The sequence below is a fragment of the Sulfitobacter sp. R86518 genome (assembly GCF_042466275.1).
GTDB classification, from domain to species: Bacteria; Pseudomonadota; Alphaproteobacteria; order Rhodobacterales; family Rhodobacteraceae; genus Sulfitobacter; species Sulfitobacter pontiacus.
This window is the reverse complement of record NZ_JAXHCA010000003.1, coordinates 1-23250: the sequence shown is the minus strand read 5'-3', so window position 1 is coordinate 23250 and position 23250 is coordinate 1. Positions and strand designations below refer to the sequence as shown.

23 protein-coding genes and 2 pseudogenes are annotated in these 23250 nt (G+C 55.8%); 7 read left to right on the top strand and 18 right to left on the bottom strand.

Going from position 1 to position 23250, the window contains the following annotated elements; all coding sequences use genetic code 11:
* The 3 genes and pseudogenes from SJY36_RS00535 to SJY36_RS00525 form a co-directional block, all read right to left on the bottom strand.
* Positions 1 to 305: pseudogene (locus SJY36_RS00535) on the bottom strand (hypothetical protein); the annotation flags it as partial.
* Between the two features lie 18 nt (positions 306 to 323).
* On the bottom strand, positions 324 to 1979 hold the full coding sequence (locus SJY36_RS00530) for a type IV secretory system conjugative DNA transfer family protein (RefSeq protein ID WP_386172362.1): 1656 nt from the start codon (positions 1977 to 1979) through the stop codon (positions 324 to 326).
* Positions 1979 to 2284: a mobilization protein gene (locus SJY36_RS00525; RefSeq protein ID WP_386172359.1), complete on the bottom strand. Its 306-nt coding sequence runs from the start codon at positions 2282 to 2284 to the stop codon at positions 1979 to 1981. Before SJY36_RS00525 ends, SJY36_RS00530 begins: the two co-directional genes overlap by 1 nt.
* Before the next feature lie 658 nt (positions 2285 to 2942).
* On the opposite strand from SJY36_RS00525, the gene mobQ reads away from it, so the two are divergent.
* Positions 2943 to 4241 carry a MobQ family relaxase gene (mobQ, locus tag SJY36_RS00520; protein ID WP_386172356.1) on the top strand — a complete coding sequence of 433 codons (1299 nt, stop codon included), beginning with the start codon at positions 2943 to 2945 and terminating at the stop codon, positions 4239 to 4241.
* Here mobQ and SJY36_RS00515 read toward each other — a convergent pair.
* Complete coding sequence (locus SJY36_RS00515; protein ID WP_386172353.1) at positions 4231 to 4569, bottom strand: hypothetical protein; 339 nt, start codon at positions 4567 to 4569, stop codon at positions 4231 to 4233. The two genes, mobQ and SJY36_RS00515, sit on opposite strands and share 11 nt — an antisense overlap.
* Before the next feature lie 210 nt (positions 4570 to 4779).
* Here SJY36_RS00515 and SJY36_RS00510 point away from each other — a divergent pair, with 210 nt between their 5' ends.
* Positions 4780 to 5367 (top strand): biotin transporter BioY, encoded by a 588-nt coding sequence (locus SJY36_RS00510; protein WP_386172350.1) that lies wholly within the window; start codon positions 4780 to 4782, stop codon positions 5365 to 5367.
* Between the two features lie 225 nt (positions 5368 to 5592).
* Here the strand turns inward: SJY36_RS00510 and SJY36_RS00505 are convergent, their stop codons facing one another.
* Positions 5593 to 6129: a hypothetical protein gene (locus SJY36_RS00505; RefSeq protein WP_386172347.1), complete on the bottom strand. Its 537-nt coding sequence runs from the start codon at positions 6127 to 6129 to the stop codon at positions 5593 to 5595.
* Between the two features lie 486 nt (positions 6130 to 6615).
* Between SJY36_RS00505 and SJY36_RS00500 the strand changes: the two genes are divergently transcribed.
* A complete protein-coding gene (locus SJY36_RS00500; RefSeq protein ID WP_386172344.1) occupies positions 6616 to 7497 on the top strand; it encodes an ArdC family protein in 882 nt (293 codons plus the stop codon).
* A 338-nt stretch (positions 7498 to 7835) separates the two neighbouring features.
* On the opposite strand, the gene SJY36_RS00495 is transcribed toward SJY36_RS00500, so the two are convergent.
* Positions 7836 to 8321, bottom strand: a complete 486-nt coding sequence (locus tag SJY36_RS00495) for a GNAT family N-acetyltransferase (RefSeq protein ID WP_386172342.1) — start codon at positions 8319 to 8321, stop codon at positions 7836 to 7838.
* A 129-nt stretch (positions 8322 to 8450) separates the two neighbouring features.
* Positions 8451 to 8807 (bottom strand): Rid family hydrolase, encoded by a 357-nt coding sequence (locus tag SJY36_RS00490; protein WP_386172339.1) that lies wholly within the window; start codon positions 8805 to 8807, stop codon positions 8451 to 8453.
* Positions 8808 to 8972: 165 nt separating this feature from the next.
* Between SJY36_RS00490 and SJY36_RS00485 the strand changes: the two genes are divergently transcribed.
* Both SJY36_RS00485 and SJY36_RS00480 read left to right on the top strand, forming a co-directional pair.
* On the top strand, positions 8973 to 9758 hold the full coding sequence (locus SJY36_RS00485) for a class I SAM-dependent methyltransferase (RefSeq protein ID WP_386172336.1): 786 nt from the start codon (positions 8973 to 8975) through the stop codon (positions 9756 to 9758).
* Between the two features lie 23 nt (positions 9759 to 9781).
* A complete protein-coding gene (locus SJY36_RS00480) occupies positions 9782 to 10615 on the top strand; it encodes a class I SAM-dependent methyltransferase (protein ID WP_386172333.1) in 834 nt (277 codons plus the stop codon).
* A gap of 118 nt (positions 10616 to 10733) precedes the next feature.
* Here SJY36_RS00480 and SJY36_RS00475 read toward each other — a convergent pair whose 3' ends face one another.
* Positions 10734 to 11513 carry a methyltransferase domain-containing protein gene (locus tag SJY36_RS00475; RefSeq protein ID WP_386172330.1) on the bottom strand — a complete coding sequence of 260 codons (780 nt, stop codon included), beginning with the start codon at positions 11511 to 11513 and terminating at the stop codon, positions 10734 to 10736.
* A gap of 316 nt (positions 11514 to 11829) precedes the next feature.
* Here SJY36_RS00475 and SJY36_RS00470 point away from each other — a divergent pair, with 316 nt between their 5' ends.
* Together SJY36_RS00470 and SJY36_RS00465 are read left to right on the top strand one after the other, a co-directional pair.
* The gene (locus SJY36_RS00470) at positions 11830 to 11985 is read left to right on the top strand and encodes a hypothetical protein (RefSeq protein ID WP_386172327.1); all 156 of its coding nucleotides are present in this window, start codon (positions 11830 to 11832) and stop codon (positions 11983 to 11985) included.
* Positions 11982 to 12521 (top strand): recombinase family protein, encoded by a 540-nt coding sequence (locus SJY36_RS00465; RefSeq protein ID WP_386172324.1) that lies wholly within the window; start codon positions 11982 to 11984, stop codon positions 12519 to 12521. Before SJY36_RS00470 ends, SJY36_RS00465 begins: the two co-directional genes overlap by 4 nt.
* Before the next feature lie 83 nt (positions 12522 to 12604).
* Here the strand turns inward: SJY36_RS00465 and SJY36_RS00460 are convergent, their stop codons facing one another.
* The 10 genes and pseudogenes from SJY36_RS00460 to SJY36_RS00415 form a co-directional block, all read right to left on the bottom strand.
* Entirely contained in the window at positions 12605 to 14356 is a 1752-nt protein-coding gene (locus SJY36_RS00460) for an ATP-binding protein (protein ID WP_386172322.1), read from the bottom strand.
* A gap of 8 nt (positions 14357 to 14364) precedes the next feature.
* A complete protein-coding gene (locus SJY36_RS00455; RefSeq protein ID WP_386172319.1) occupies positions 14365 to 15402 on the bottom strand; it encodes an SIR2 family protein in 1038 nt (345 codons plus the stop codon).
* A complete protein-coding gene (locus SJY36_RS00450) occupies positions 15399 to 19451 on the bottom strand; it encodes an Eco57I restriction-modification methylase domain-containing protein (protein ID WP_386172316.1) in 4053 nt (1350 codons plus the stop codon). The genes SJY36_RS00455 and SJY36_RS00450 overlap by 4 nt, the downstream gene beginning before the upstream one ends.
* A gap of 179 nt (positions 19452 to 19630) precedes the next feature.
* A complete protein-coding gene (locus SJY36_RS00445) occupies positions 19631 to 19921 on the bottom strand; it encodes a helix-turn-helix domain-containing protein (protein ID WP_386172313.1) in 291 nt (96 codons plus the stop codon).
* On the bottom strand, positions 19918 to 20259 hold the full coding sequence (locus SJY36_RS00440) for a type II toxin-antitoxin system RelE/ParE family toxin (RefSeq protein WP_386172311.1): 342 nt from the start codon (positions 20257 to 20259) through the stop codon (positions 19918 to 19920). Before SJY36_RS00440 ends, SJY36_RS00445 begins: the two co-directional genes overlap by 4 nt.
* Before the next feature lie 26 nt (positions 20260 to 20285).
* Positions 20286 to 20525: a WGR domain-containing protein gene (locus SJY36_RS00435; protein WP_386172308.1), complete on the bottom strand. Its 240-nt coding sequence runs from the start codon at positions 20523 to 20525 to the stop codon at positions 20286 to 20288.
* Positions 20526 to 20536: 11 nt separating this feature from the next.
* On the bottom strand, positions 20537 to 20887 hold the full coding sequence (locus SJY36_RS00430; protein ID WP_386172305.1) for a hypothetical protein: 351 nt from the start codon (positions 20885 to 20887) through the stop codon (positions 20537 to 20539).
* Positions 20887 to 21561 carry a ParA family protein gene (locus tag SJY36_RS00425; protein ID WP_073146356.1) on the bottom strand — a complete coding sequence of 225 codons (675 nt, stop codon included), beginning with the start codon at positions 21559 to 21561 and terminating at the stop codon, positions 20887 to 20889. The genes SJY36_RS00430 and SJY36_RS00425 overlap by 1 nt, the downstream gene beginning before the upstream one ends.
* A 128-nt stretch (positions 21562 to 21689) precedes the next feature.
* Positions 21690 to 22718: a replication initiator protein A gene (locus tag SJY36_RS00420; RefSeq protein ID WP_073146354.1), complete on the bottom strand. Its 1029-nt coding sequence runs from the start codon at positions 22716 to 22718 to the stop codon at positions 21690 to 21692.
* A gap of 273 nt (positions 22719 to 22991) precedes the next feature.
* Positions 22992 to 23250, bottom strand: a pseudogene (locus SJY36_RS00415) (hypothetical protein); the annotation flags it as partial.

Sequence of the window (23250 nt, the reverse complement as noted above, 5' to 3'; positions counted from 1 at the left end):
TCAGCGCTGTCTAGCAGAACCCCAGCCGCTTTGTTCAAACGCTTGAGGCTGTCAACAATACCACCATCGACGGTTTGACCGATCAGCGCGCCATATTTTTCCGGATTTGTTTGCTCCCGTGCGGCGAAGGCCGCGATGCGCGCCTCTGTCGAGACCGCAATCTGTTTGTTTGCAACTGTCGTCAGACCGTCGATCCGGTTGGACATGCTGGCGACCGCCGTGGCCATCAGATCAAGCGTTTCGCGCAGCTCTGCGTCAGAAAGGGCAGGGAACTCGGGTTGGTCAGGGTCAGGCGTGTCGGTCATGGCGGGTCATCCTTTGGATCACTGGTCCTGCGGGACGAACAGCCCCTTGAACTCGGGGTCGGCGTAGTAGCGTAGTTTTTGCGCCAGAGCCGAGGGCTGGCCCTGGACGCGCAGGAGTTGCAACTCGGGCGGCATCTGCATGATTTCATCGGGGGTGAGCAGATCGCGGCCCGTGAGGTTGTTGCTGAAGCTGGGGTTGTCGCCCGGCTTGTAGCTGTCGGTCTGGAACCCGGTGGTTTCCTGGCCGATCATCTGGCTCAGCCATTTGGCCGTCTCAAAATCATTCACACCAAAGACCTGCTGCACTCCAGCATTGGCAATGAATGTTCCGGCCCGTTCGCCGTAGAGGTCCTTGAGCTGGCTCATGTCCTGCAAAATAGGCCAGAGCTGAAGACCATACCCCGCCATCAGCCCCATGGCGCGTTCCACTGCCTCAAGACGGCCCAGAGCAGCAAATTCATCCAGCAGGAAGAGGGCAGGGGCCTTGAGGCGCTCCACAGGCCCGCTCTGGCCGCTCACAGACGCCTCAGCGTCCCGTGCGATGTCCTGGAGCGCCTGAGAGACCAGAAGCCGCAGCCAGCGGCTGTAGGCGTCCATGCGGTTGGGCGGCAGCACCAGAAACACCGAGGTGATCCGATGGCGCAGGTCCGAGAAGTGGAAATCCGACCGCGACAGAACTTTCGCAATGCGGGGGCTATCGAGGAAATGGGTATGGCGCTGCGCGTTCGACATGACCGAAGCGGCTTCCCGATCCGCCTTGCCCAGAAACCGATTGGCGGCGCGGGCAATCAACCCGCCCGCCGCATCACTGTCCTGCATCAGCTCCAGCAGCGCACGAAGTTTTTCCGGGGGCAGGGTGAGATATTCCCGGACGGTGGCGAGGCAGCGCCGGTCGCGATCCTCGTGGCAGACGCAGAACATGATCAGCCCACCGAGGATGGCCTTGGCTTCCTCATTCCAGTGCGCTTCCGTCACCTGGCCCGGCGGGTCCATCACCAGCGCCTCTGTCAGAGAAGCCGCATCCTCGCCCAGATCGAGGCTGTCCGGTGTCAGCCGGTCGAGCGGGTTGTAGGCGGCAGAAGGCATCCCGGAGACCTCGAACGGATCGAGGACGTGAACCGTCCCGAAGCGTCGCCGCGCTTCCCCGGCGATCCTGGCATTCTCTCCCTTGGGGTCGATGACCAGGACCGAGCGTTCCGCCGCCAGCAGGTTCGGGATGACGGTGCCGACACCTTTCCCGGCCCGCGTCGGAGCGAGGGTGATCAGATGGGCGGGACCATCATAGCGCAACAACCGCCCAGTGTGCGGATTGCGCCCGATCAACAGACCGTCCGCGCGTTCCAGCTTCTTCAGCTCCTTTCGATTGGCGAAGCGGGCCGAGCCGTGGCTGTCGCGGTTCACCCCGAAGAAGGCATCGGCCCCGGAGGCCATACGCCAGTACTGGAATCCGAAGACCGCACCGACAAACATGAACGGGCCGAACACCAACCACTGCCATGCGCTTTCGCCCGGCTCCTGATCGAAGAAGGCAAAGATGAACGGGGTGGCAATGAGTGACCCGATCATCGCGCCAAGGCATATGGCCCCGATCAGCCATCCCAGCAAAATGGGTGTGAAGATCAGCCGACCGAAGAACTGGAACAGACCGCCGAAGACGCGCATCAACCCATGCATCAGGACGCGCCATCAGCATCTGGGGCAGGGGAGGGCGTAGCAGAGGGAGCCGTCCAGTCCGCGAAGGCTTTCTGATCCTGCGCGCGAGGGAGGTTACGGATCAGCCGGTCGAGCATCGTGGCGGCACCGGTATCCCGTTCCGCCAGATCGAGCAACGCACCACCAAGGATCACCTTGCGCCGTGTATCCAGTTTACGCTGTCGGGTTGTCTCACGCGCCTTCAGTCCCTGGAGACGGGCCTTGGCTTGGGCGTATCGTTTCTCTGCCCGTTCGAGTTCTGTCTCTGCCATATCGCGTGAATCCATTTTTAGATTTGCGGGTGGAGAAGTTTGACTTTCTACCTCAGATGGTAGAGCTTACCCGTAGGCCTGTAAAGGACAAGGGCGCACTTATGCAAACTCTCCTCTTACCCTGCGGGACGTTCCGAGCTTTGCGTGCGATCCTCTTGGGGGAAGCCCCCAGCCGATGGCCAACCCCTTCGCTGCGTGCCGCCGCGACATGGAAGGGCGCGTTGCCCCTTCCAAACCTTCCCAGACCAACCTTGGCGGTTGGAGCGCATCCCGAAACCTCGCACCAGCGTCTCGACCGATGCCCCACGGTGGGGGCCGGTCTGACGATGGCGTCTCCGTTCCGAGAGGTGTGGATCGTCGGACCTGACGGTGCCGATCCACACTGGGTTTGCCCCCGGCAAACCGCCTGTCATCTACCCCCATATCCCGCTCCCCACGAAGCTGGGGATCTGGGGGTAGATGACAGGCAAGCCCGCGCCTCAACCACCCTTCGGGCAGTTTCGCCTAGGCTGTCTTTTCCCCGCAGGGCCGCGCACCAGATCGGGGTGCCCATTGGCACCTCTAGGACCGGTGGGCAAAAGACAGCTGACCGAACGGCCAATGTTGGAGCATTGGCCGGGGTCAGCAGCGGCGCTTGTCGGCGGCGTTTGCGTCTCAGGCGGAGGTTGCGCTGATGGCCAGCTACCACCTCTCTGTGAAGACGATCAAACGGTCTGCCGGACGCACCGCAACGGCGGCAGGGGCCTACCGCGCGGGCGAGCGCATCGAGTGCCAGCGGGAGGGCCGCATCCACGACTACACCCGCAAGCAGGGCATCGAGGAGACGTTCATTGTCGCCCCTGAGAATGCCCCGGCCTGGGCGCAGGACCGCTCCAAACTCTGGAATGAAGCCGAGGCCATCGAGACCCGCCGCAACTCCGTCACCGCCCGCGAGTGGGAGCTGGCCCTGCCGTCCGAGATCAGCGACGAGGACCGGTCGCAGATCACCCGCCAGTTTGCCGAAGAGCTGGTCAGTCGCTACGGTGTCGCCGTGGACGTGGCGATCCATGCACCGCACCGTGAAGGTGACCAGCGCAATCATCACGCCCACGTCCTGACCAGTACCCGAAAGCTGGAACCCGAGGGCTTCACGGCCAAGACGCGGGTGCTGGATTCCGCAAAGACCGGCGGTGTCGAGATCGAGCAGATGCGTGGCGTCTGGGCTGAGTTGCAGAACCGGGCACTGGAGCGTGTCGGCGAGGCCGAGCGCGTCGATCACCGGTCCCTAGAGAAGCAGCGCGAAGCAGCGCAGGAACGCGGGGACACGCTGTCCGCCGAGGAGCTGGATCGCGACCCGGAGCTGAAGCTGGGACCTGCGGCAAACTCGATGGAGCGGCGCGAAAAGGCAGCGGCGGAGCGCGAGGGCCGGGAATACAAGCCTGTTACTGAGCGCGGTGCCGTGGTCCATGCCGCGCGTCAGGCCCGCGCTGCGTTCCGCGAGATGCGCGAGCGCGTCGAGATTGCGCGTGAAATCTACGGGGTCGAGCGGGACGCCGGGCAGGGGCGTGTGTCCGCCGGTCTAACCGCGCTCAGGGCGGCGACATCCAAGGGCCGTGTCACAGATGACGTCCGGGAGCAGTTGGCGCGGATCACGGATCGCGGGCAGGATCGTGGTGGGCAGAGTGACGAAGAACAGGCCGGAGGGCGCAACTATGCGCGGGACCGCCTGAAGGAGATCATGGATAAGGACGCCGGGCGGGATGGCCAGGCGGCGGTGCACAAGCTGGACGGTCACAGTGATCCTGAGCTTGGCGAGGAGACTGGACGCGAAGAGCGCAAACCATCTGTGAACGAGCGCCTGAAGGACGTGCTAAACAAGCCGCGCGAAAAGCTGGAGATCGAGGACGGGCGCGACAAGGAGAAGGATCAGGAAGTCGAGAACGACCGCGAGATCGACAGGGAGATAGACCGTGATCCCGGCCTCAGTCACTGACGAGGCGGTGTGAGGTCTTTTCGCCGTTATTCATGGGGATGCTTGCCTGAGAGAACCCAACGCCGACCAAGAAGGAAATCACGCCTGTCGCCGTCTTGAACTCCCGCACCTTGATCGCATTCTGCGTCAGACGTGTTCTTGCAGTCACAAGGAGCTTCTCCTTACCGTCAGCCCCCACAGTCCGCATGATCCAGAGACCGTACCAGCTCGGTCCTTTGCGTTCCGGTTCAGCCTTGCACAGCACTTCAACCGCGTGGCCTTCTTCGGCAAGCGCCCGAAGACCTTGTTCGGTTGTTACGTTTGGTTCGATCTGTGTGGTCGCGGTCATCAGATGCTCTTAGAGAAACGGGAGTCATCTCTTTGTGCCGGAATGTATCAGGATCGGCAATCGTATATTATTGATTTCACTCTGCCAAAAGTATTCTCGGAGGACAGCCCGCAGTGCGGGGGGCAGAAAGCCTTTGAAACGTAGCTTTTCAATGCAGGGCCGGAGGGTTAGGCTTGGATCAATCCGAACAACACAGCATTGAGGATCGACATGAACAGAACGGATGCACTTTTTCCATCACTCCTAGAAAATACCAAAATCAATCAAGTCGTCTGGTTTGTGATGCTTGCAGTTATGGGGTCGCTCGTGATTGCGATTTCATCGAAGATCAAAGTACCGATGTGGCCAGTGGATATGTCGCTTCAGACATTGGCGATATTCACTATCGCAGCCGTGTTCGGTTTGAAGCTCGGGCTGGCAACAATCCTCCTCTACCTGGCAGAGGGCGCATTGGGCTTTCCTGTTTTCCAAGGAACGCCCGAGCGGGGAATAGGGTTGGCCTACATGGTTGGCCCAACCGGTGGCTATCTTGTGGGCTTCGTTGTCATGACGGCAATCACCGGATGGGCGGCAGATCAGGGGTGGTGGCGAAACCCATTTAAAATTGGCGCAGCGATGCTTGCCGGAGAAGTTATTCTTCTAGCGCTTGGCGCGTTCTGGCTCATGTATCTGTTCGGCGTTTCACAGGGAATCGAATATGGCATCGGGCCATTTATTGTGCCGGATATGCTCAAACTGGCACTTGCTGCGGGCATTGTTTCAATACTTGGAAATACCGTCCGAAAAAGACTTGGTTAGAATTATTTGTTTGTAACAGTCTGACGGTCGTTGAGGGCACACCTTCAGCGACCGTTATGATCAAGCGCGCGATCCGCTAGATGCTCGGATGAAGTACCGCTGCCTACATGAGAGAGATGGATCTGTCGTGCGGTTCGTGCTCGTGAATGACCCGAACAGCGGCGATGGTGGATGTGTCATTCTTTTCAACGAAAGGCCAAGCTAGCGACGCAAGAAGATATGAGGTTAGTCGGTGCTAGAGATATTTGCCCATGATAGCCGCAGATTTTTGCCGTCTCTTTTTGGTAGGTTGGCCCGCTTCACAAGACGTCCCGAAACTTCAAAATTGTCGTCTATCTTCACTATGAGCAGTTTGCTGAAGTGCCTGTCGAGACGCACACTGGTCTTTTCTTTGCTGTTAGTCGGCGCGATCGTTTTAATCTCAACAAAGTCATTTCCTAATCTGCCATCTGAACCTTGGGCATGGTTCTTGTGAAGCTTGATTCCGTACATGATCGCACCGAAAAGCTCACCAATGTCGCCGTAGACGTTGAGGTGCTGTCCTGTGTCGCAGAAATAGGCCTCTGCAAGCGTCAAGAGGTCCTGAAAGTATGGGACTAATGTTGGATCGGCGTTTGGATATTTGAGGCGCAGTTCAGCCTCGCGCTCAAGTTCAGCGAGGCGGCTGTATTTGGTTTCTTCTGGGTCAATAATGCTATCCCAGCCAAGCCATTCGCCATCAATCCAAAATGCGTTGTCTGGGCCTAGTACATCGGCTGTCATCTGAAACTCCTGTTTGGGAGCAGTACCCTAAGACTTTGAAAAGATTATGACCGTCCTTCACTTCCGTTGACGCCTGCAAAGTAGCTATAGAACCCCGTGATCCCGACGATGCGCCGGTCTCGCTTTGAGCGATAGACAGGGTAGGGGATCGACGGGCTGGCGCCCGCTCACCCCAACCCTGACAGTTTCCAAATCCTGTTGATCCGCCTGCCATCCCGGCGTGTCCGAGAAAACCGGCAAGCGCCGCCTGCGGCGTCGGTTCCGGCCCTGAATTCCGGTTCCTCCCACGCGCACGCGCGCGGTTCCCTCCCAAATTCACGCCCTCCACCCGGTTGTCACGGCCCTGCCAGGCCGCAGGCAGGGCTTTGCCCTTACCTGCTCTGCCGTTCGGAATGCATGGGCATTCCAAAGATCAGAACAGGAAGGCCCGCCCATTGGCGGAAAGGGACAGGAGACCCCGACCGTGTCATTCAAGGAGGGTCACAAATGACCAAAGAGAAATTTGACGTTTATTCCCATGTCACCAATCAGATTGTCGCGCATATCGAGGCGGGAACGCCCCCGTGGCGCAAGCCGTGGACCGGAGGCGGGGTGTCAGTCAGCCTGCCGGAACGGTTCAATGGCGAAGCCTATCGAGGCATCAACATCCTGATGCTTTGGGCGACGGCGATGACCAAGGACTACAGTTCTGCCCGCTGGATGACGTTTAATCAGGCCAAGCAGCTTGGGGACCATGTTCGCAAGGGCGAAAAATCCGCAACCGTGGTCAAATACGGCACTGTCGAGCGTGAAGACGAGAACGGTGAGGAACGCCAAATTCCCTATGCCAAGGCCTACCGCGTGTTTAACGCTGACCAGATCGAGGGTTTACCCGCGGAATTCTACATCTTGCCCGATCCGCCCCGTGATCTTGGCACCGTGGCCGATCCCGAACTGGAGGCATTCTTTGCCGCGAGTGGAGCGCAGATCGACAGCACTGAGGAGCCGCGTGCGTATTACAACATCAAGACCGACCGCATTCACATGCCGCCGATTGGCACGTTTTATCGGGCGGCTGGGTATTTTGGCACCTTGGCCCATGAGACAATTCACTGGACAGGCGCAACAAAGCGGCTGGACCGGTTGGGCCGGTTCAATGATCGAAAGGCCTATGCGTTCGAAGAGCTGGTCGCGGAAATCGGAAACTGCATGCTTTGCGCGCAGATCGGGGTGGAGCCTGAGTTTGATCAGAGCGCGGCCTATGTCGAGGGATGGCTTGAAGCGATGAAGGAAGACAGCCGCGCGATTTTCCGCGCCGCGTCAGAAGGCGCAGAAGGCCGTGGATTACATCATGGACCGCACCGCGCAGGCCGAGCGGATGGCCGCTGAATAACAGACTGCCCCGCCAGAAGATCGAGGCCCCCGTCAGCAGGCGGGGGCCTTTTGCGTTGTGGTCTGATCTTGGTTGTGGGCGGTTTCAGGGTGACCTGTCGGCGGGCAACCTGAAGGACGCCCGCCGACAGGCCTGGCGCTTCGCGCAGACGGGCAAAATGCCCGGAGGCAGTGATGGGTAAGCGGTGTTCATGGCCATTCGCTGGACGGCGCATGAACAAGAAAGATGCGGGACAAAGCCAGCTTTCGCTGCACCAGCACCAATGGCCGCTTCGGCCCGCTATGCCAAAAACGTATGGCTATGGTCAAATCACATCGCCTGATCGATTGAGGCCTTAAAGTGTCATCGACATCTCATGCCAGATCATCCCACCATGATCAGAAGCCGACGGTTGTAGATAGCAGTATCCGAACTTCTGATAGAGCGGCACGTGATGCTCCTTACACATGAGGTGAATCGTGGCCTTTCCCATGCTTCTCATTCGCTTTTCGAACTCGATCATCAACGCCTTTGATAGGCCTTTGCCTTGATGCGAGGGATCAACAACAACTGACATGATGACAACATTCGGCGCGTCTGGATCGTGTCCTATCAGTTCCTTGAAGTCTTCGTCAGACATTTCGACTTCATAAGCACATCCGCAGTTGATGAAGCCGACCACCTGACCTGAAATCTCAAGGATCAAGAATCCGTCGGGATAGGTTTCAATGCGTTTTGTAATCTTCGCATGGGTAGCCGCCTCGTCTCCCTCGTAAGCTGAGGTCTCGATTTCGAAGCAACGATTGGCATCTGTAGGAAGTGCGTCTCGGAATACATGCATGGATCGATATTAGCCTGATTTCAAATGAGCCGCTAGTTCATGTCTTACCACCATGTTGCGAGGTGAGGCTAACAAGAGCCGATGGTCATTTCTCGCGTATCAAAAACCTACAAGCATTGTCGCATTTTGCTATTCAGCAACAACTGCATCCACTTCGATTTCGACGAGCCACTCCGGGTTCACGAAACTGGTTACGGCCATGATTGTGTCAACTGGGCGGCTGTCAACGCAGTACTTCTTTCTGGCCTCGATGGCCTCTTTCCAGGTGGCAATATCTGTCAGGATGACCCGCGTTCGAACAATATCCTGAAGCCCGGAACCGGCTTGTTCGAGCGCCGCTTTGATGATCTCGAAGCATTGTGTCGTTTGGGCAAAGACATCGCCGACACCAACTGTCTTGCCGTCCGCATCCACGGGTGCGGTGCCGCCGATAGCGATAAAAGAGCCAACACGGACAGCGCGGCTAAAGCCGACGATCTCCTCCATTGGATTCCCATTCAATATCAGTTGTCGCATGCTTCATGGTTCCTATTCGCCATCAACCTAGCCCAAACTCAAGAATTTTGCTACGTTCCAAACTTATTGGAATAGCGACTAAGCAGCGTTTCCATACCATACCCTGAAACGCTGATCAGAAGGTGGAGCAAAGCCATGCAGGACAAATGGAACGATGGCGACGCGTATGAGATGTATGTCGGTCGGTGGAGTCGCAAGACCGGCGAGAAGTTCCTGTCTTGGCTGGATATGCCACAGGGACAGCGCTGGCTGGATTTGGGCTGCGGCACGGGTGCGCTGACATCCCAGATACTGCAAAACTGTGCACCGGAATCAGTCATCGGTGTCGAACCCTCAGACGGGTTTCTGGCGCTCGCCCGCGACAGTGTCACCGATGAACGGGCTCAGCTCATGCAAGGGTCGGGCGATACTGTTCCTGTCGATGACAGCACAACTGATGTGGCTGTTTCCGGCCTCGTGTTGAACTTCATCCCAGACAAGCAGCAAGCAATGGCGCAGTTGCTCCGCTGTGTAGATGACGGTGGCACTGTTGCGGCCTATGTGTGGGACTATTCAGGGCATGTTCAGTTCATGCGGTATTTCTGGGATGCTGCGGTTGCCCTCGACCCGGCAGCGCGTGAGAACGACGAAGGGGTGCGGTTTCCGATTTGTCGCCCAGATGCGCTGGCTGAGTTGTATGCGAGCGCGGGCCTTCGCAACGTTGTCACGGCACCAATCGACATCGTAACGCCATTTGAGAATTTCGATGATTACTGGACCCCATTCCTGTCCGGCATCGCACCTGCCCCGGGGTATTGCGCTTCATTGGATGAGACAAAGCGAGAGCGGCTGAGGACGCGACTGAAGGAGACATTGCCCACTGACCCGGATGGAAAGATATTACTTGCGGCGCGCGCGTGGGCCGTGCGTGGGGAGCGCTAAGGCCCCAAATACAGGAGACGCATATGCCAAATGTTAAAGAACATGACACCTTCGCCGCGCTAGAAAAACGAGAATGGGCAGATGTGAATTTGGCGCAATCTTATGCGCGTGTATTTGCAAAAGCAGCGGATATGGTTGTGCCTCATCTGGTTAAAGCCGTCGGAACCGAAACTGGAACCAAGGCGCTCGACCTGTGTTGCGGGCACGGAAATGTAGCCGCTGGTCTTGTAAGAGCAGGCGCTCAAGTGACAGGTCTCGATTTCTCGCCTGCAATGCTGGATATGGCGCGCGCCAATGTACCCGAGGCCACGTTCATTGAAGGTGACGCGATGGCCTTGGACTTTGATGATGCATCATTTGATGTCATTACAATCGGCTTTGGAATGCCGCATGTTCCGGACCCTCCCAAAGTCGTTGCAGAGGCCCGCCGTGTCCTGCGCCCAGGCGGTCGGCTGGCGTTCTCGGTCTGGTGTGGTCCTGAGGTGGATACGGCCCTTGGCTATGTTTTTGGTGCCATTGGTCAACACGGGTCCAAAGATATTGCGCTTCCGCCCGGCCCCGGTGCGAACGACTATGCTGATCCAAATTTGGCGTTTCCGGTTCTTGATGCAGCAGGATTTACCGACTGCCACCAGACCATGGTCGCATCCGAATGGCTGGTCGATGACCCCGGCGCTCCCTATGATTTCTTCCTCGAGGGGACTGCAAGAGGCGGCGCAATGTTGCGTCCACAACCGGCCGAAAATGCTGCCGCAATCCGGGCGGCAGTTGTAGCCAAAGTCTTGGAAAACCACGGAAAGGGGCCTGATTGGCGCGTACCAATCCCTGCAATCGTGACGTCAGCCATTGCGGTCTAGTTGCATACCCAAAGCGTGCAATTGGCTTTTGGGTGCAGTCGGATCAATATAGCCGCACGTCTTCATCAGCGGGACAAAGCACCAATTCGCTGAGGTCGCGTCAATGGCCGCTTTCAGTTTACAAAGGTTTGCTTATGGTAAAGCTAAATCGGCCAGTCGAAAAAAAGTGCTCCCCTCGCACATTAAGTGACGCTTGTTCATCTGCCCACGCTTGAAGCTCATCGACTGGCACGGTTTTCTGACCGCTTACATACGCGACGATGAATGGCACCACCATTTCTCCGTAACAACCGTCATACCGATCAACATTTACGATGGGGAAATAGCTCACATCATCCACGGCAAGCCCAGCTTTTCTGAGACGAGCGGTGAGAGTCCGCGGCAATTTACTGTCGGCGCAGTGAGGGGAGAATGCCTTAAGCACTTTCTCCATTCGATCTGGATACTCGCTGTGCCAGCAAACGCCTTCCCAATCAGTGGCTAGGATCAGGCCACGCCCTCCCGGCTTGAGTATCCGATGGACTTCAGATGCAAACGCTTCAATATCCGGGACATACTCGGCGACCTGAGTGCTGACGACGACGTCAAAACAGTTGTCCTCAAATGGGAGTGCGGTGGCATCTGCGCATTGGTAGCTAAGCCATTCGCGCTGACTTCTTTGACTGGCGCGATCAACCATCTGTTGGGAAATGTCGACGCCAACCACTTTCCCTTTTGGGCCTGCCTGATCAGCGATAGCATCGGCAAGAAATCCTGGTCCGCTTCCAATATCCAGAACGCGTTCTCCCTCTTGGACCGAAATCCTCTCAATGGTGTCGTTACGTTGAGCAATGACATCTGGACCAAGATACACCGCCTCTAGACGTTCTGCCGCCGCTTCGTCGTATTCCATCCCCATAAAACCATCCTTCCATTACCGGCATTTACGCTAGCATAAATTCTTGTTTTGAAGAAACAGTGGGGTGAACTTGACAACTGTCCTCACGCTTTCTGCAGACATTCGCGCACAGCGCAGCATTCGTCACTCTTGGCTCTCCTGACACCTTCGCCGCGTAATCTATGAACGGGGGCAATTCAGATTGGGGCGGCGAAAACGGTCGTTTTTGTCCAAGCGCCCTGCCGCACACCAGATCAATCGCTTAGGCTGGACAAAAACCTACGGCAAAACTAAAACTGTTTTGGCAGGTTTTTGTCCAACGGACCTGGGGAGCGGTATGACCAAGAAACCGAAAAACGAGAAGGGTGCAGGAAAGGCTGCGCCGAAAGACACACGGCAAGTATATTCTGTTGAGGAGATGCCTGCCGAACACCTCGCAATGCTCGAACAAGCTCAACGTTCTCGCGCAAAAAAGTCCGGTCGCAAGAGATGATTATCGGATATGCCCGCGTCAGCACTGGCGATCAGAATCTTGATGCCCAGACCGACGCCCTAGAAGCCGCGGGAGCTGGCAAGCTGTTCGCGGACAAGATCAGCGGATCGAAGCGCGAGCGGCCCGAACTGGACAAGATGCTGGACCAACTCCGCGACGGCGACGTTGTAACCGTCACCAAATACGACCGGCTAGCACGGTCCCTTAAAGACCTTTTGGAAATCGTGGAGACGATCCGCGAGCGCGGTGCCGGCTTCCGGTCCCTGGCCGAGGACATCGACACAACGACGCCGGCAGGCCGTCTTGTGTTCCATGTCTTCGCATCCATAGCCCAGTTTGAACGGGAGCGGATTTCGGAACGGACAAAAGAGGGGCTGGCATCAGCTCGCATGCGAGGCCGGATCGGTGGTAGGCCCCCAGCCCTCACAACAGCGCAAAGGGACGAGGTACGACACATGAGAGATCAAGAACACAGAGCAGTTCCTGAGATCGCACGGTTGTTCAAGGTTAGCGAGCGAACAGTGCGCCGCGCTTAACAAAAACAACTTCTAAACCCTCTAAAAAGTTGATTTTATTGGTTCGATTAAAGCCTTCATCCATGCACGCCTAATTCGAGCCATCATCTCGCGCTTTGACGCCTCCAAGACAAAACAGCCGCAGCAATATCAGATTCTGGCATCTCACCGGCCCAACAATCCCAGAAATCGATAGTCGCGCTATTTGGCTTGTATTTCGGCTCTCCAACGCGAACTCTGGTTGGCAAGAGACTTGCATCACCAACAACTAATGCTTCCCCAACATCGAGAACGGGTAACAGATCTCCAAAACCGCCAAGGCTATCAGGCAAAAGTCTTCGGATAACGTTCTGATCATCGCCATTCGTTAGGCGCATTGCGACCACATTGTTGCATTGACTCAAGACGGTCCTATTCACCTCTGAAGGGCGCTGACTAATGACAACGAGCCCGACACCGTACTTCCGACCTTCTTTGGCCAAGCGCTCAAAAATCCCTACTGAAATATCGTCAACCCCATCGCGCCCTGCTCGCTCCGGAATGTAGAGGTGCGCCTCGTCGCAGAACAAGGCCACGGGATGGCGCTTTTCTACCGGGGTCCATTGAGTAATGTTGAAAACTAGCCTTGCAAGAAGGCTGACCATCAAAGGCAGAATGTCAGAGGGAACTTCCGAAAAATCAATAATCTTGATACCGCCTCGTTTGTCAGCCTGCGTTCCCCTACTTGCAGTCAGTGCCTGGGCCAATCTCGGCAGCCAATTCATATCCATGCATTCTGCATGTGGTTGAAAAAGAAAACCGAGACGCCGATCTAGGTGTTTTGCCTCAAAACGGGCAACCAAGCGGCTTAGCTTACCATTGAAGTCACCGGCTTTCGTTGTGCCTGCTTTAGCGCCATCAACACGTTCTGTATCAAGGTCTTTGAGGCGCTCAAGAACTTCTCCGAGTGGAAACGGAACGGGGCTATCGACTGTGAAATTGGCCAAAACCTCTGCGTGTTTTCCATCAGTAAGGTATTTGCGCTTTGCATCCGTAATACTGTTGGCCATCACCATTGCTTGGTTAGGTGCGTTCTGGTCAGAACGGTCTACAAAGAGCGAAACCATGGCCTCGTATCCGAGGAGCCAATACGGAAGGTAGAGGACGCCGTCATCAAGCCCCTGTCCTTGCTCAAGGTCGCCGGGACCAGCTACACGCAAGTGCCGGAATTCTTCACCGTCTAACGTCTTATATTCGCCGTGAATATCGAATAGTATGGCATTGGCTTGATCGAGAGCTGCCACCTGATCTAGCATGCGAGCAGTTGTGTACGATTTACCTGAGCCGGTGCTGCCAACAATGACGGCATGACGCTGAAAAAGTCGGTTGCCATTCAGAAACGCGGTAGCATTCTCGTCGAGGGTATATTTCCCAAGCTCCAGCTGCGGCCCATCACCCGTTACATTGGAGATGACCTGCATGAAGTCTGTCAGACGCTTACCTTCTAGGGCAAAGCAGTTAGCGTCAATCTCCGGCACAGTCTCAAGTGTTCTTCGGAAAATATTCTCTAGAAGCCCTTGCTTATCAATCAAGGTTCCGATCAAAGAAACGCGCACCAAGTTGTTCTCAGGCAAATCTCCGACTTCGTCTGCATCTTCATCCGATTCAGCTGGCGTGATTTCGGGTGCTTTGCGCGTGATCCTCGACACAACTCCGACCAAGTGTTGTCCTGCCTTACTGCTCTGAAGTGCGACCAAGCGATTAACCTGCACTCGCTTTAGGCGCTCAAGTTCATCAACTCGCACAACGACTACCGCCGTATCAACGGCAATAATCTTACCTAACGCTTCACCATCACCGTAATCAAAAATTGCCATCTAAAACCTCACAAAGACATCTTGTTAAAATTATCAAACGACCAGAGATCGGGCTGAGCGATACTTAATCCTTTGGGGTGCTCTGGCATAAACACACGGGTCCCGTCGCCGTCCTTCTCAAGCGCCATATATGCTTGCCCTGCGCTGTCAGCGAGGAACCCTTTCGCTTCATCCGTGAGTGTGCGCGCCAAAATCACGATTGGGACATTCCGTTGCCTGCACTTTTCGACGATTTTCGGCTGAATGTGCCGATCACGAAAGCCGTATCCGACACAAAGAAAAGAAGCCGCTTGATCCAGCGCGCGGTCTGCTCCTTGGATGGTGGACCGAAAAGGCTCGTCATGTGTTCGCTCATATTTGCTAACACCTGGCGTTACGATCAAGGGCTCAAAATTATCTGGCAGTTGATCCGAAAACGGCAAGGAAACAACACGGCCAGCGTTGTCCACAAACCAATCTAGCGAACCATGAACCTTCCAGATTCTGACCGTCCTTGCCGCATGCGCTCCACGTCGAATTGACACTGGATCGCCGCCCTCACGGCTTCGAATAATACCTGGCGCAAAACCTGTAGCGTGAATGTGCCCCGCTATGTCAGTCGCATACTCAGCCACACGGTCATAATTTGGTGTCACAATATTTGTGACCATGTGAGTGCTCTTGAACATTCCCTGAAGCAAGTCAGACAGGCTAAAATGCTCCTGCCCTCGTGCTGCCCTCGCCATTAAGGCAAGGTCATCCTCCGCAATGGCTTGCCAAGTAAGTGCTACAATCTTCTCGACGAGGCTCAACGGTGCAGCAGTTTTCAGCAGAGCTTCTTCAAGACCATCACCGTCGGCCAAAGCAGTTCTAATTAGCAGCCAAGCATCGGTCTCCTCACCCTCGTCAGGATCGATATGGTCTCGGAGATATTGAGCCAGATCACCCATGCCTCTTAGACCATGAACGACTGATGCCCCACTTCCCAATATGACGACCGGATGTTGCTGGATGCAACTCTGCGCCAGGGTTGCAATCCTCTCAACGACCTTCTCTTCTTCACTCATAGCTTGATTTCCGCGTCTGGGTTTCCGGCGGCAAGCGCGTTCATGTAGGCAAGGCACAGCTCGCAAGAGCGGTACTTGCCGCCATAGGCGGCTTTCTCTTCACGCTCGACGATCGGGAAAGTCGAGTAGATGTAGCGGATATCGTCGCGGTCGGTGATGCCGTAGAGGTGAAAGAAAACGGCATCGAGTTTGGCGCGCAGGACAAGGCGGCGCTCTTCGTCCCAGGCGAAGGGGGGCTTCACGGTTCCAGCCGCGTCTACGTAGCCCATGTCCCGCGCAAATGGCTCCATGTCGTGGGCTGTGTAGGTGAGCTCAAGAACGGCCTGCCGCACGATTTCTGCGGCGGTCTTGGTGCCAAAGTGCACCTTCTCGAATTGATCCAGGGCAATCACTGGAAGCTGTTCGACGATGTACCAGTTCAGGTGCGTGCTCTGAGCTTTCTGCCTGGTAACATAGTCTAGAGAAATCGCCCCAAGGTTTCCCAGAAGAAGCGATTTGTGATCGGCTCGCTGCTCTTCATCGTTCCAGAGGATCAAAGGAGCGGTATTTCCGACGCCCGCCTTTGGGATCGCTGCCGCTATCATCGTCCGCGCGTCGGTGGCCCTGGCGATGTCCCGAAACGCAATCGTCCATTCGGTGCCAGAAGGAAGATCAGCTTCACTCTCCGGCACCCAATATTGAGGGGTCGGCACGAAGTCAGGATCGGCCTTCTGCTCTTCCGATACCGCGCCGCTCAGCGCCGCGTTGTGCAAGTTGGCCTCGTTGACCTCAACCGATGCCGCGCGGTGATCAAACTGGTGGATCATCCGCCCGACATAGAGAGGCAGCCAATTTCCCGATGTACTGCCAAACGTGTTGCCGCCCAGGGGATAAGCCGACTCTTGTTCATCGAGTTCCTTGCGGGTGCGGAACAAGCCAGAGTCGTTGGTCATGTGAAACATGGTCGAGTATTTCACCGGCCACGATTTCACTTCTGTACCAGAAGACCGATCGACCAAGGGCACGGCATTGCCATAGATGACCGTTGTCAAATCAGCATCGCGCTTCGAACGAAAAATCGGCGCGGTGCCGGTGTTCGGGTTCACGCGCGCGAAGTCCTCGGCGCTGAGTGCGAACCTAACGCCTTCTTCCGTAAGGTCAGATACATCGTGCAGGAAGAAGGCGCACTGCGCTGCATAATCTGTCGGCGAAGGCGACGCGACCAAGGCACAGAATTTGAAGCTGCGATGAACATCCGGGAAAAACGGCCCGCCTTTTCTGCCCTGTCTTCCGTTCTCAAAATCGTAGAGTGTCTTTAGCCGCCCTTCTGTCGCCACGCCCTTGAAGAACTTCGCGGCGGTCTTGTCTGAGGCAATACCAGACGGGACAAGCAGGCCGATCAGCCCGTCTTGCTTGACCACGGTCATCGCGCGTTCAACGAAGAGCGAATAGAGGTTCACGTCTCCGCCGGAGAGCAAGGGATAGTCCCCGCCTTTACGCGCCATGCGTGTTCCTGCCTCGGCACGCTCTGACGCCTTGGCATAGTCCTGTGCCAAGGGATCGCCTGCTTTTTCGAGGGCGGCGATTAATTTCTGTCTGTCGGACGCGCGCGCGGCCATCGCGATCGCAGGACGGCGCTCGGCAAACCATTCGATCTGTTGCAGCTTCATCCGATCCCATGGCGGGTTGCCGATCACGGCATGAAACCCGCCTGTCAGCTCGTCTTCTTCCCAGTCTGCCCAGATGCCTGGAAAGGTCACTTGCCAGTTGAGGAAGTTTTCCTCTGCGATCAGCATGCGTGCCTGGCCAAGTATCTCGGCAAAGCGCTGCCCTTCTTCGCGCTTGGTTTTAGGCTCCTTCTTGCCCATGGCAATGTCGAGCGGATCGCCAAACTGACCATCGAAGAAGATTTTCAGCGCGGCCTTGCCCGCCTTACCCTTGATGTCGAGCCAGTCGATCGCGTGGATCAGCTTAAGCAACGCATCAAGCGGCGCGGTCATTTCCTCGACCTCGGCAAACACGTCTGCCGATCGGTGCGCCTCGGCAATCTCCGCGTCGGTCAGCCCCTCAACGATCTGCATCTTGGATGCCGCTCGTAGGGCACGCTTCATCGGCTCATGCAGCAAGAGCGGCGTGCCATAAGTCGCGGCCTTGTCGATGCCCTTTTTCACCCAAGAGCCGAAAAGGCTATCGCCACAGCGAAGATGGTGATCGAGGAAGGAAAGCGGCGCGCCCACTGTGAAGGTGTGCAACCACAGCGCCACTTTGGCGAGCTCTACAGCCATCGGGTTCTTGTCCACGCCGTAGATGCAGCGCTTGAGCACCATGCGGCGGATGATGTGCCGGTCGTCGAGCTGTTCCTCGTCGATCGTCCAGTCACGTTCGTCGGCATTGGCGAGAATGGTGTTGCGGATCGTGTCGATGCGCTCGCCAAGTGGCGAAATGTAATCGCCCCATTCCTCGGGTGCGTCGAGCTCAGCCTCGGCCATGGCGGTGATCACCTGGTCGGCCATGAAATCGACAAGGCTCACAAGGAAGTGGCCGGAACCCATTGCGGGGTCACAGATTTTCAAGTCGAGAAGCGCAGCCGCGGGATCGAGGCGCTTGAGCTGCCCGATCTTACGATGGTTAGCCAAGTCACCCTGCCCTAGTTCTGTGATCTTATCCCTGAAGGCACGCTTGCGCTCTTCGACAAGCGGCTCAAGGGTCTCGGTCAAGATGAGCTGCACTAGGTCGTCGGGCGTGTAGTAGCTGCCCGATCCCTTGCGCGCGAAGATGTTCGGCTGAACGGTGATTTCATCACCGTCGCGCGTCACCTCATATTCGAGAAGTCGCTCGTAAATCGAGCCAAGCTGCTGCACCGAAAGGTTGCGATAGTTGATATACTTGCGCCCGTCTGGCGTCACCTCGAACGACAGGGCGTCGATTACGCGCGCCATGACCGCATCGGGGATGCGGATGTTGGTCAAGATCGCGTGCCGCTCCTGGTCGAAGAGGCCGCCATTGTAGGGCGGCAATCCAATCGAAGCGTCACCCTGGTCGATCGCTATGAACAGATCAGCCATCGCCCCCCAATAGCGCGCGGCCGTTTCCGAGAAGACGTCGTTTTTGTCTTTGCGTTCTTTGACATCGAGGCGCACCTTGTTGCGCAGCCCGTAATCGTCATAGCGCGTGTCCTTGACCGGCAAGAGATCACGGTCTTCGGCATAAAGGATAAACAAGAGGCGGTAGAGAAGGATCAGCGCGGCTTCGCGGACTGCCTGTAAATCGGCTTCGGGTGCGGCCTTCACGATTGCGCGCACCAGATCGGGGAACACCTCCCCGAAAACCTTGTTGGAGAGGTCTTCGGCAACGCGCTCTTCGTAAAACTTCCCTTGTTCGAGAGCTTTTTCGTGGAACGTGCGAGGATCAGCGCCCGCAGGTACGAATGCGTCACGCCGGAAGATCAGCAAGAAGACCTTCAGCCAATGGCGACGATCGGCTTCATCGAGGGCGAAAAGCCCGTCATTGTGCCCTGGTAGGTCGAGGATCGCCGCGATGTCGAGCTCAAAGAATTGCTCGGATACAGATCGCGCGCCTGAGAAATAGAGCCGCCATTTTGAGCCGTTGGTCAGAATGCCCCACCGGAGGGTGCCGCCCGTGATGTCGTCGATGCGACGCAAGTAACGGAGCATCTGGGTCGAGGGCGCGGTTTCCTCTCCGCGTCGGCCAGAGCGCCGATCGAGGGGGCGCGCCCATCTTTTGGATTCGACAACAGCGCGACCGAACTCATAGCGCTTCCACTCTTCGGGGAAGCCATTCGCCTTGGCTTTGGTCTCCACACTTTCGAACAGCAAACCATCAGGCACGTCTTCGCGGCCCTTCGGTGACAAGTTTTGCTGGCGGAGCAATTCCGTCCAGCCAAGTGCTTCAAGAATTGGCCAGATCAGATCATCTTCTGTCTGGCTTTCGTTAGGCGTCTGGGTAACTGGAAAGCGGTCAAAATGACCGCGAATGCTCTTTCCGAATTGGTCAAGATCAGTGTCACCAAGCGCGTTCCACTCCGAAACACCTTGGATGGTTTCGGTCAAAAAGTCGGAGGTAAATAGACTGCCCTGGCTTGCGATCTCACTACTCAAAAGACGATCCCATTAATATTTTTCTACATCGGTCATGTTCGATCACGTTTATCTTTGATCGTTAGGTACTTACAGCCACGAAAATGAAGGGTTTAATAACCATGCATGAACGATATTTTTTGCCCAGAATCTCAACCACCAAGCAAATCTTGAACAACAGAAGGCCTGCGAGCAATCAACGCCAACAATACTTGGGCAGGTCCGTTCGGTGTACGTCGCCCGTGTTCCCAGTTGAGCAAGGTTCCCTTCGCGACGCCGATACTGCGTGCAAACTCGGCTTGTGACAGACCTGTCTGAGCGCGGATTTCAGAGACGTCAATTTCCGGAACCGCAATGTCGTGAACGGCAGCATTAGCCCCCTGCCCCTTCGAGAATGCCTTTGCTTCTTCCAAGCCTTGCTTAATGCTTTCAAATGCGCTCATTGTTTATCACTCCACATAGCGATGATTTCCTTACTCAGCTCCACAGCAATAGCTTGCTCCTTCGCCGATAGGTTCGCCTTTTCGTTCTTTGCAAACACAGTGATCAGAAAGATCGGCATGTGGCGTCCGCCAAACACATAGATCGTTCTGAAGCCGCCACTTTTGCCGCCGCCTTCACGCGGAATGCGGACCTTGCGAAGTCCTCCGCCCAGTGAAGCGCCAGCGTCCGGGTTTCCCGCGATCCAGAGGATAGCGGCTTCCCGCTCGCTATCCGACATGACTGCTTTGGCCCGGCGTTGAAACTCCGGCAACTCAACGACTGTCTGCAATTTCGTCATCTAAATATACGTCAATGGCACATAAGTCAATGGCTCACTCCGGCGTACTCATAGGCACGGCGCTGCTTTACACCTTCCAGGACACTAAGGGCGCGTTCAGCTTCCGCTTCACTGCGAAACAAGTCCAACCGAACACGACCGCCCTGCCCTATGCGCCCCCACTCGCGTTGTAGCGTCCATTCCCCAAACAAGTTTGGGTGAACCGACATCCGATAGTATCGAGCGACGTTCCTACCAGGATCATGTTTTTCAAGATGGGTTTCCATCATCGGCCACCCTAACTCTTCGTCTTACGGTATGCCGCCAACATGTCCTCAATAACATCATTGAGTCGCCTTCCCTCTTCATCCCGCAACTGATTCAACTCGTCACGAAGCTGGCTAGACAGGTAGATGCGCCAGTAGATCATATCTTCATTCAGAGGTGGCCGACCCCTTCGAGGCGAGGAGGATACGGCAGCAGGCTCCGTAGATCGAGTGAAGCCATGTGCCTCCCCAGCCTTTGCGACGGCGTCTTTGTTTGGTTTGGCACGGATTGCCTTTGGCTTGCTCTTCAGAGCAGCCCCGATCTTTACATCGGTTTCTGGTTTTCCATCGTCGTCATTTAGGTTCAGAAAGCTATTAACCATTATTCTGCCTCCAGTATTTCGGCCAGTTCTTTGCCGAGCCTAGCGGTGTTGCTGATCGCGCTGGCGACCGATTGATTATGCCCAAGCTCAAAAAGTGTCTTTCCTTCAGCCATCACGCGCTCAAAAGGCGCTCGACGCATAAGTTCGGTTTGCAAGCGTTCGACCCCTGCCCCATCAAGTTCAGCAAGTAGTTCCTTGTGAGATTTTGTGACGATGGCAGCATCAGTCTGAGTTATCAAAATTCGTGCTGGAACGGTTCTGCGGGCTGCACGTCCCGCGTCTCGGATCATCTTGAGGGCTGCGCCAGCGGCATCGCCATCCAGGGCACTTGGACGCATGGGTATAATGCACATGTCTGACGCGGAGGCTGCATAGGACGCCATAAGACCTGCTACGCCCTCAAGATCGACAAACACCAGATCGTGCTTCGCTTCGGCTGCCTCCAGGGTATCAAGGATGCTCCCGTCAGATGGATCAGAGATCACCTCGAAGGGCGGTTTTCCCAAGCCCTCACTTTTCCGCTTACCCAGCCAAACGCGCGCAATGCTTTGACGAGGATCGGCATCCACTATGGCGACTGACAAATCCGGATTATTCGCAAAAACTGTTGCGAGAGTGAGTGCCGACGTGGATTTCCCGCATCCGCCTTTGGGGGATAGAACGCTAACGATCATTGCTCTGCCTCTTTTTTACGGCATCTTTTATTACGTGACCTTTTATATGTCACGCTATTTTATATTTCACGGCATATTTTATACCCGGTATATTATACTGCATAATAAATATCACGTTACTTTTAATATCATAAGTCTTGACGCGCGGCCCACTTGCGACAAAAGCCTATGAAAGCGTTGTCTGGGCTTCTTGGCGGCTCCATCCCCTGATCAAGAAGTGACACGACCCACTGTCGCCATTCCCGCTCAATCACATACACGTCCCAGCCCGGGGCCGCCCTTCGAGCGGCCTCAAAAGTATCTGGCCGAAGAGAAACGGAGTAGCCTTCTCCGAGAAGGGCAGGGGCCGAGTTACGATTTCTGAAAGAAACCATGTCCGACTCCATGCTTACGGAGTAATCGGGCAGGTGATCGAATTCACACAGAGCTCTGACAGCCATCCGGAAGTTCCGCGACGCATCGCTCGATCCGCATTTTTTCTGCAGCTTCTTCAACCCTATCTGCCAAAATTCCTTCGCGCCGCAGTGCTTTCGAGCGATCTCGTAAATTCGTCTCTCGATAGGCTTCCGCAGGCGGAAATAGTCCGGATGCAGGGTCAGCACTTCATTCGCTTCAATCGCCTTGAACAGCCATTCGGACAGGCGCAGCCCCCATTCCGTTACTCGCCCGTCCTTTCGCGTCCGCTTGATCTTTGCCCCATCGATAAGACCGAATGCCTCCCATGTTTCCTCACCGCCGGTCTTGATTGTGGTCCGCAAGCGCGTGCCGTCGAGGCGATCCAATGAATCACGAAGAAGGTCATAATCATGGCCTCCAGTGTGTCTGTTGCTGAACTCCATGAAATCTCGCGCCTGAAACATGATCTCCCGTGAGTAGGGGCGACCTTCGTTTCTTGCAGCCATGATCTGGCTGATCGCGAAAATCAGAATATCTTTGTCGTAGATGTTCGCGATGCCCTTTGAGCTAGGAGTCACCTCTAGTACAATGTCGCCGTTCTCATAAGTTTTGACTTCGCGAATAGGTTTCTTTGACAAGGTGAAGATTGGATGTTCCATCGAAGCCATGTCACTTTTGATCACAGCATCAGCCACATCGCAGATAAAGAGGTCCGTCTGCGGGTATCTGTCCGGTAGGAGAGGGGGATTGTCTTCTTTCATGAGGCCTGCTCTCAACGGGATATTAGCTGCACTTTGGTTGTTATCGGGATATTAGCTGCACTTCAAGTCTTATCGGGATAACACCTGCAGTATCTGGGATAACACCTGCATCTGAACGGGACAATAGCTGCAGCACGAACGCACAACATATTGAAAACAAATATGAATAATGCCCTCAAATTACACGTAACACAGATTCTAACACATATATAACACTAGCAAGATTTAGCCAAAACCAAACAATCGGCTAACGAAGCAAGCGAATCGGCCAACTCAATCAGAATAAAACACACAGGCATCGACACCCGTTGTTGTCGTCGTCCACGACGCCCCAAGGACAGCGCAAGTTGCGGCGTTGCTGGCTAAGAAACGAGGAAGCGCAACCGTCAGCACCAAAACCAGAACGACACCACCCAGACCGACCCATGGAAGCCAGCGTCTGTCCATCTGCTGTTTTTCACGCAATTCCTGAATGAGACGCAGCGTGTTCGAATGTTGTGTCGTGGTTTCCTGAAACGATGCGCTTGATCTT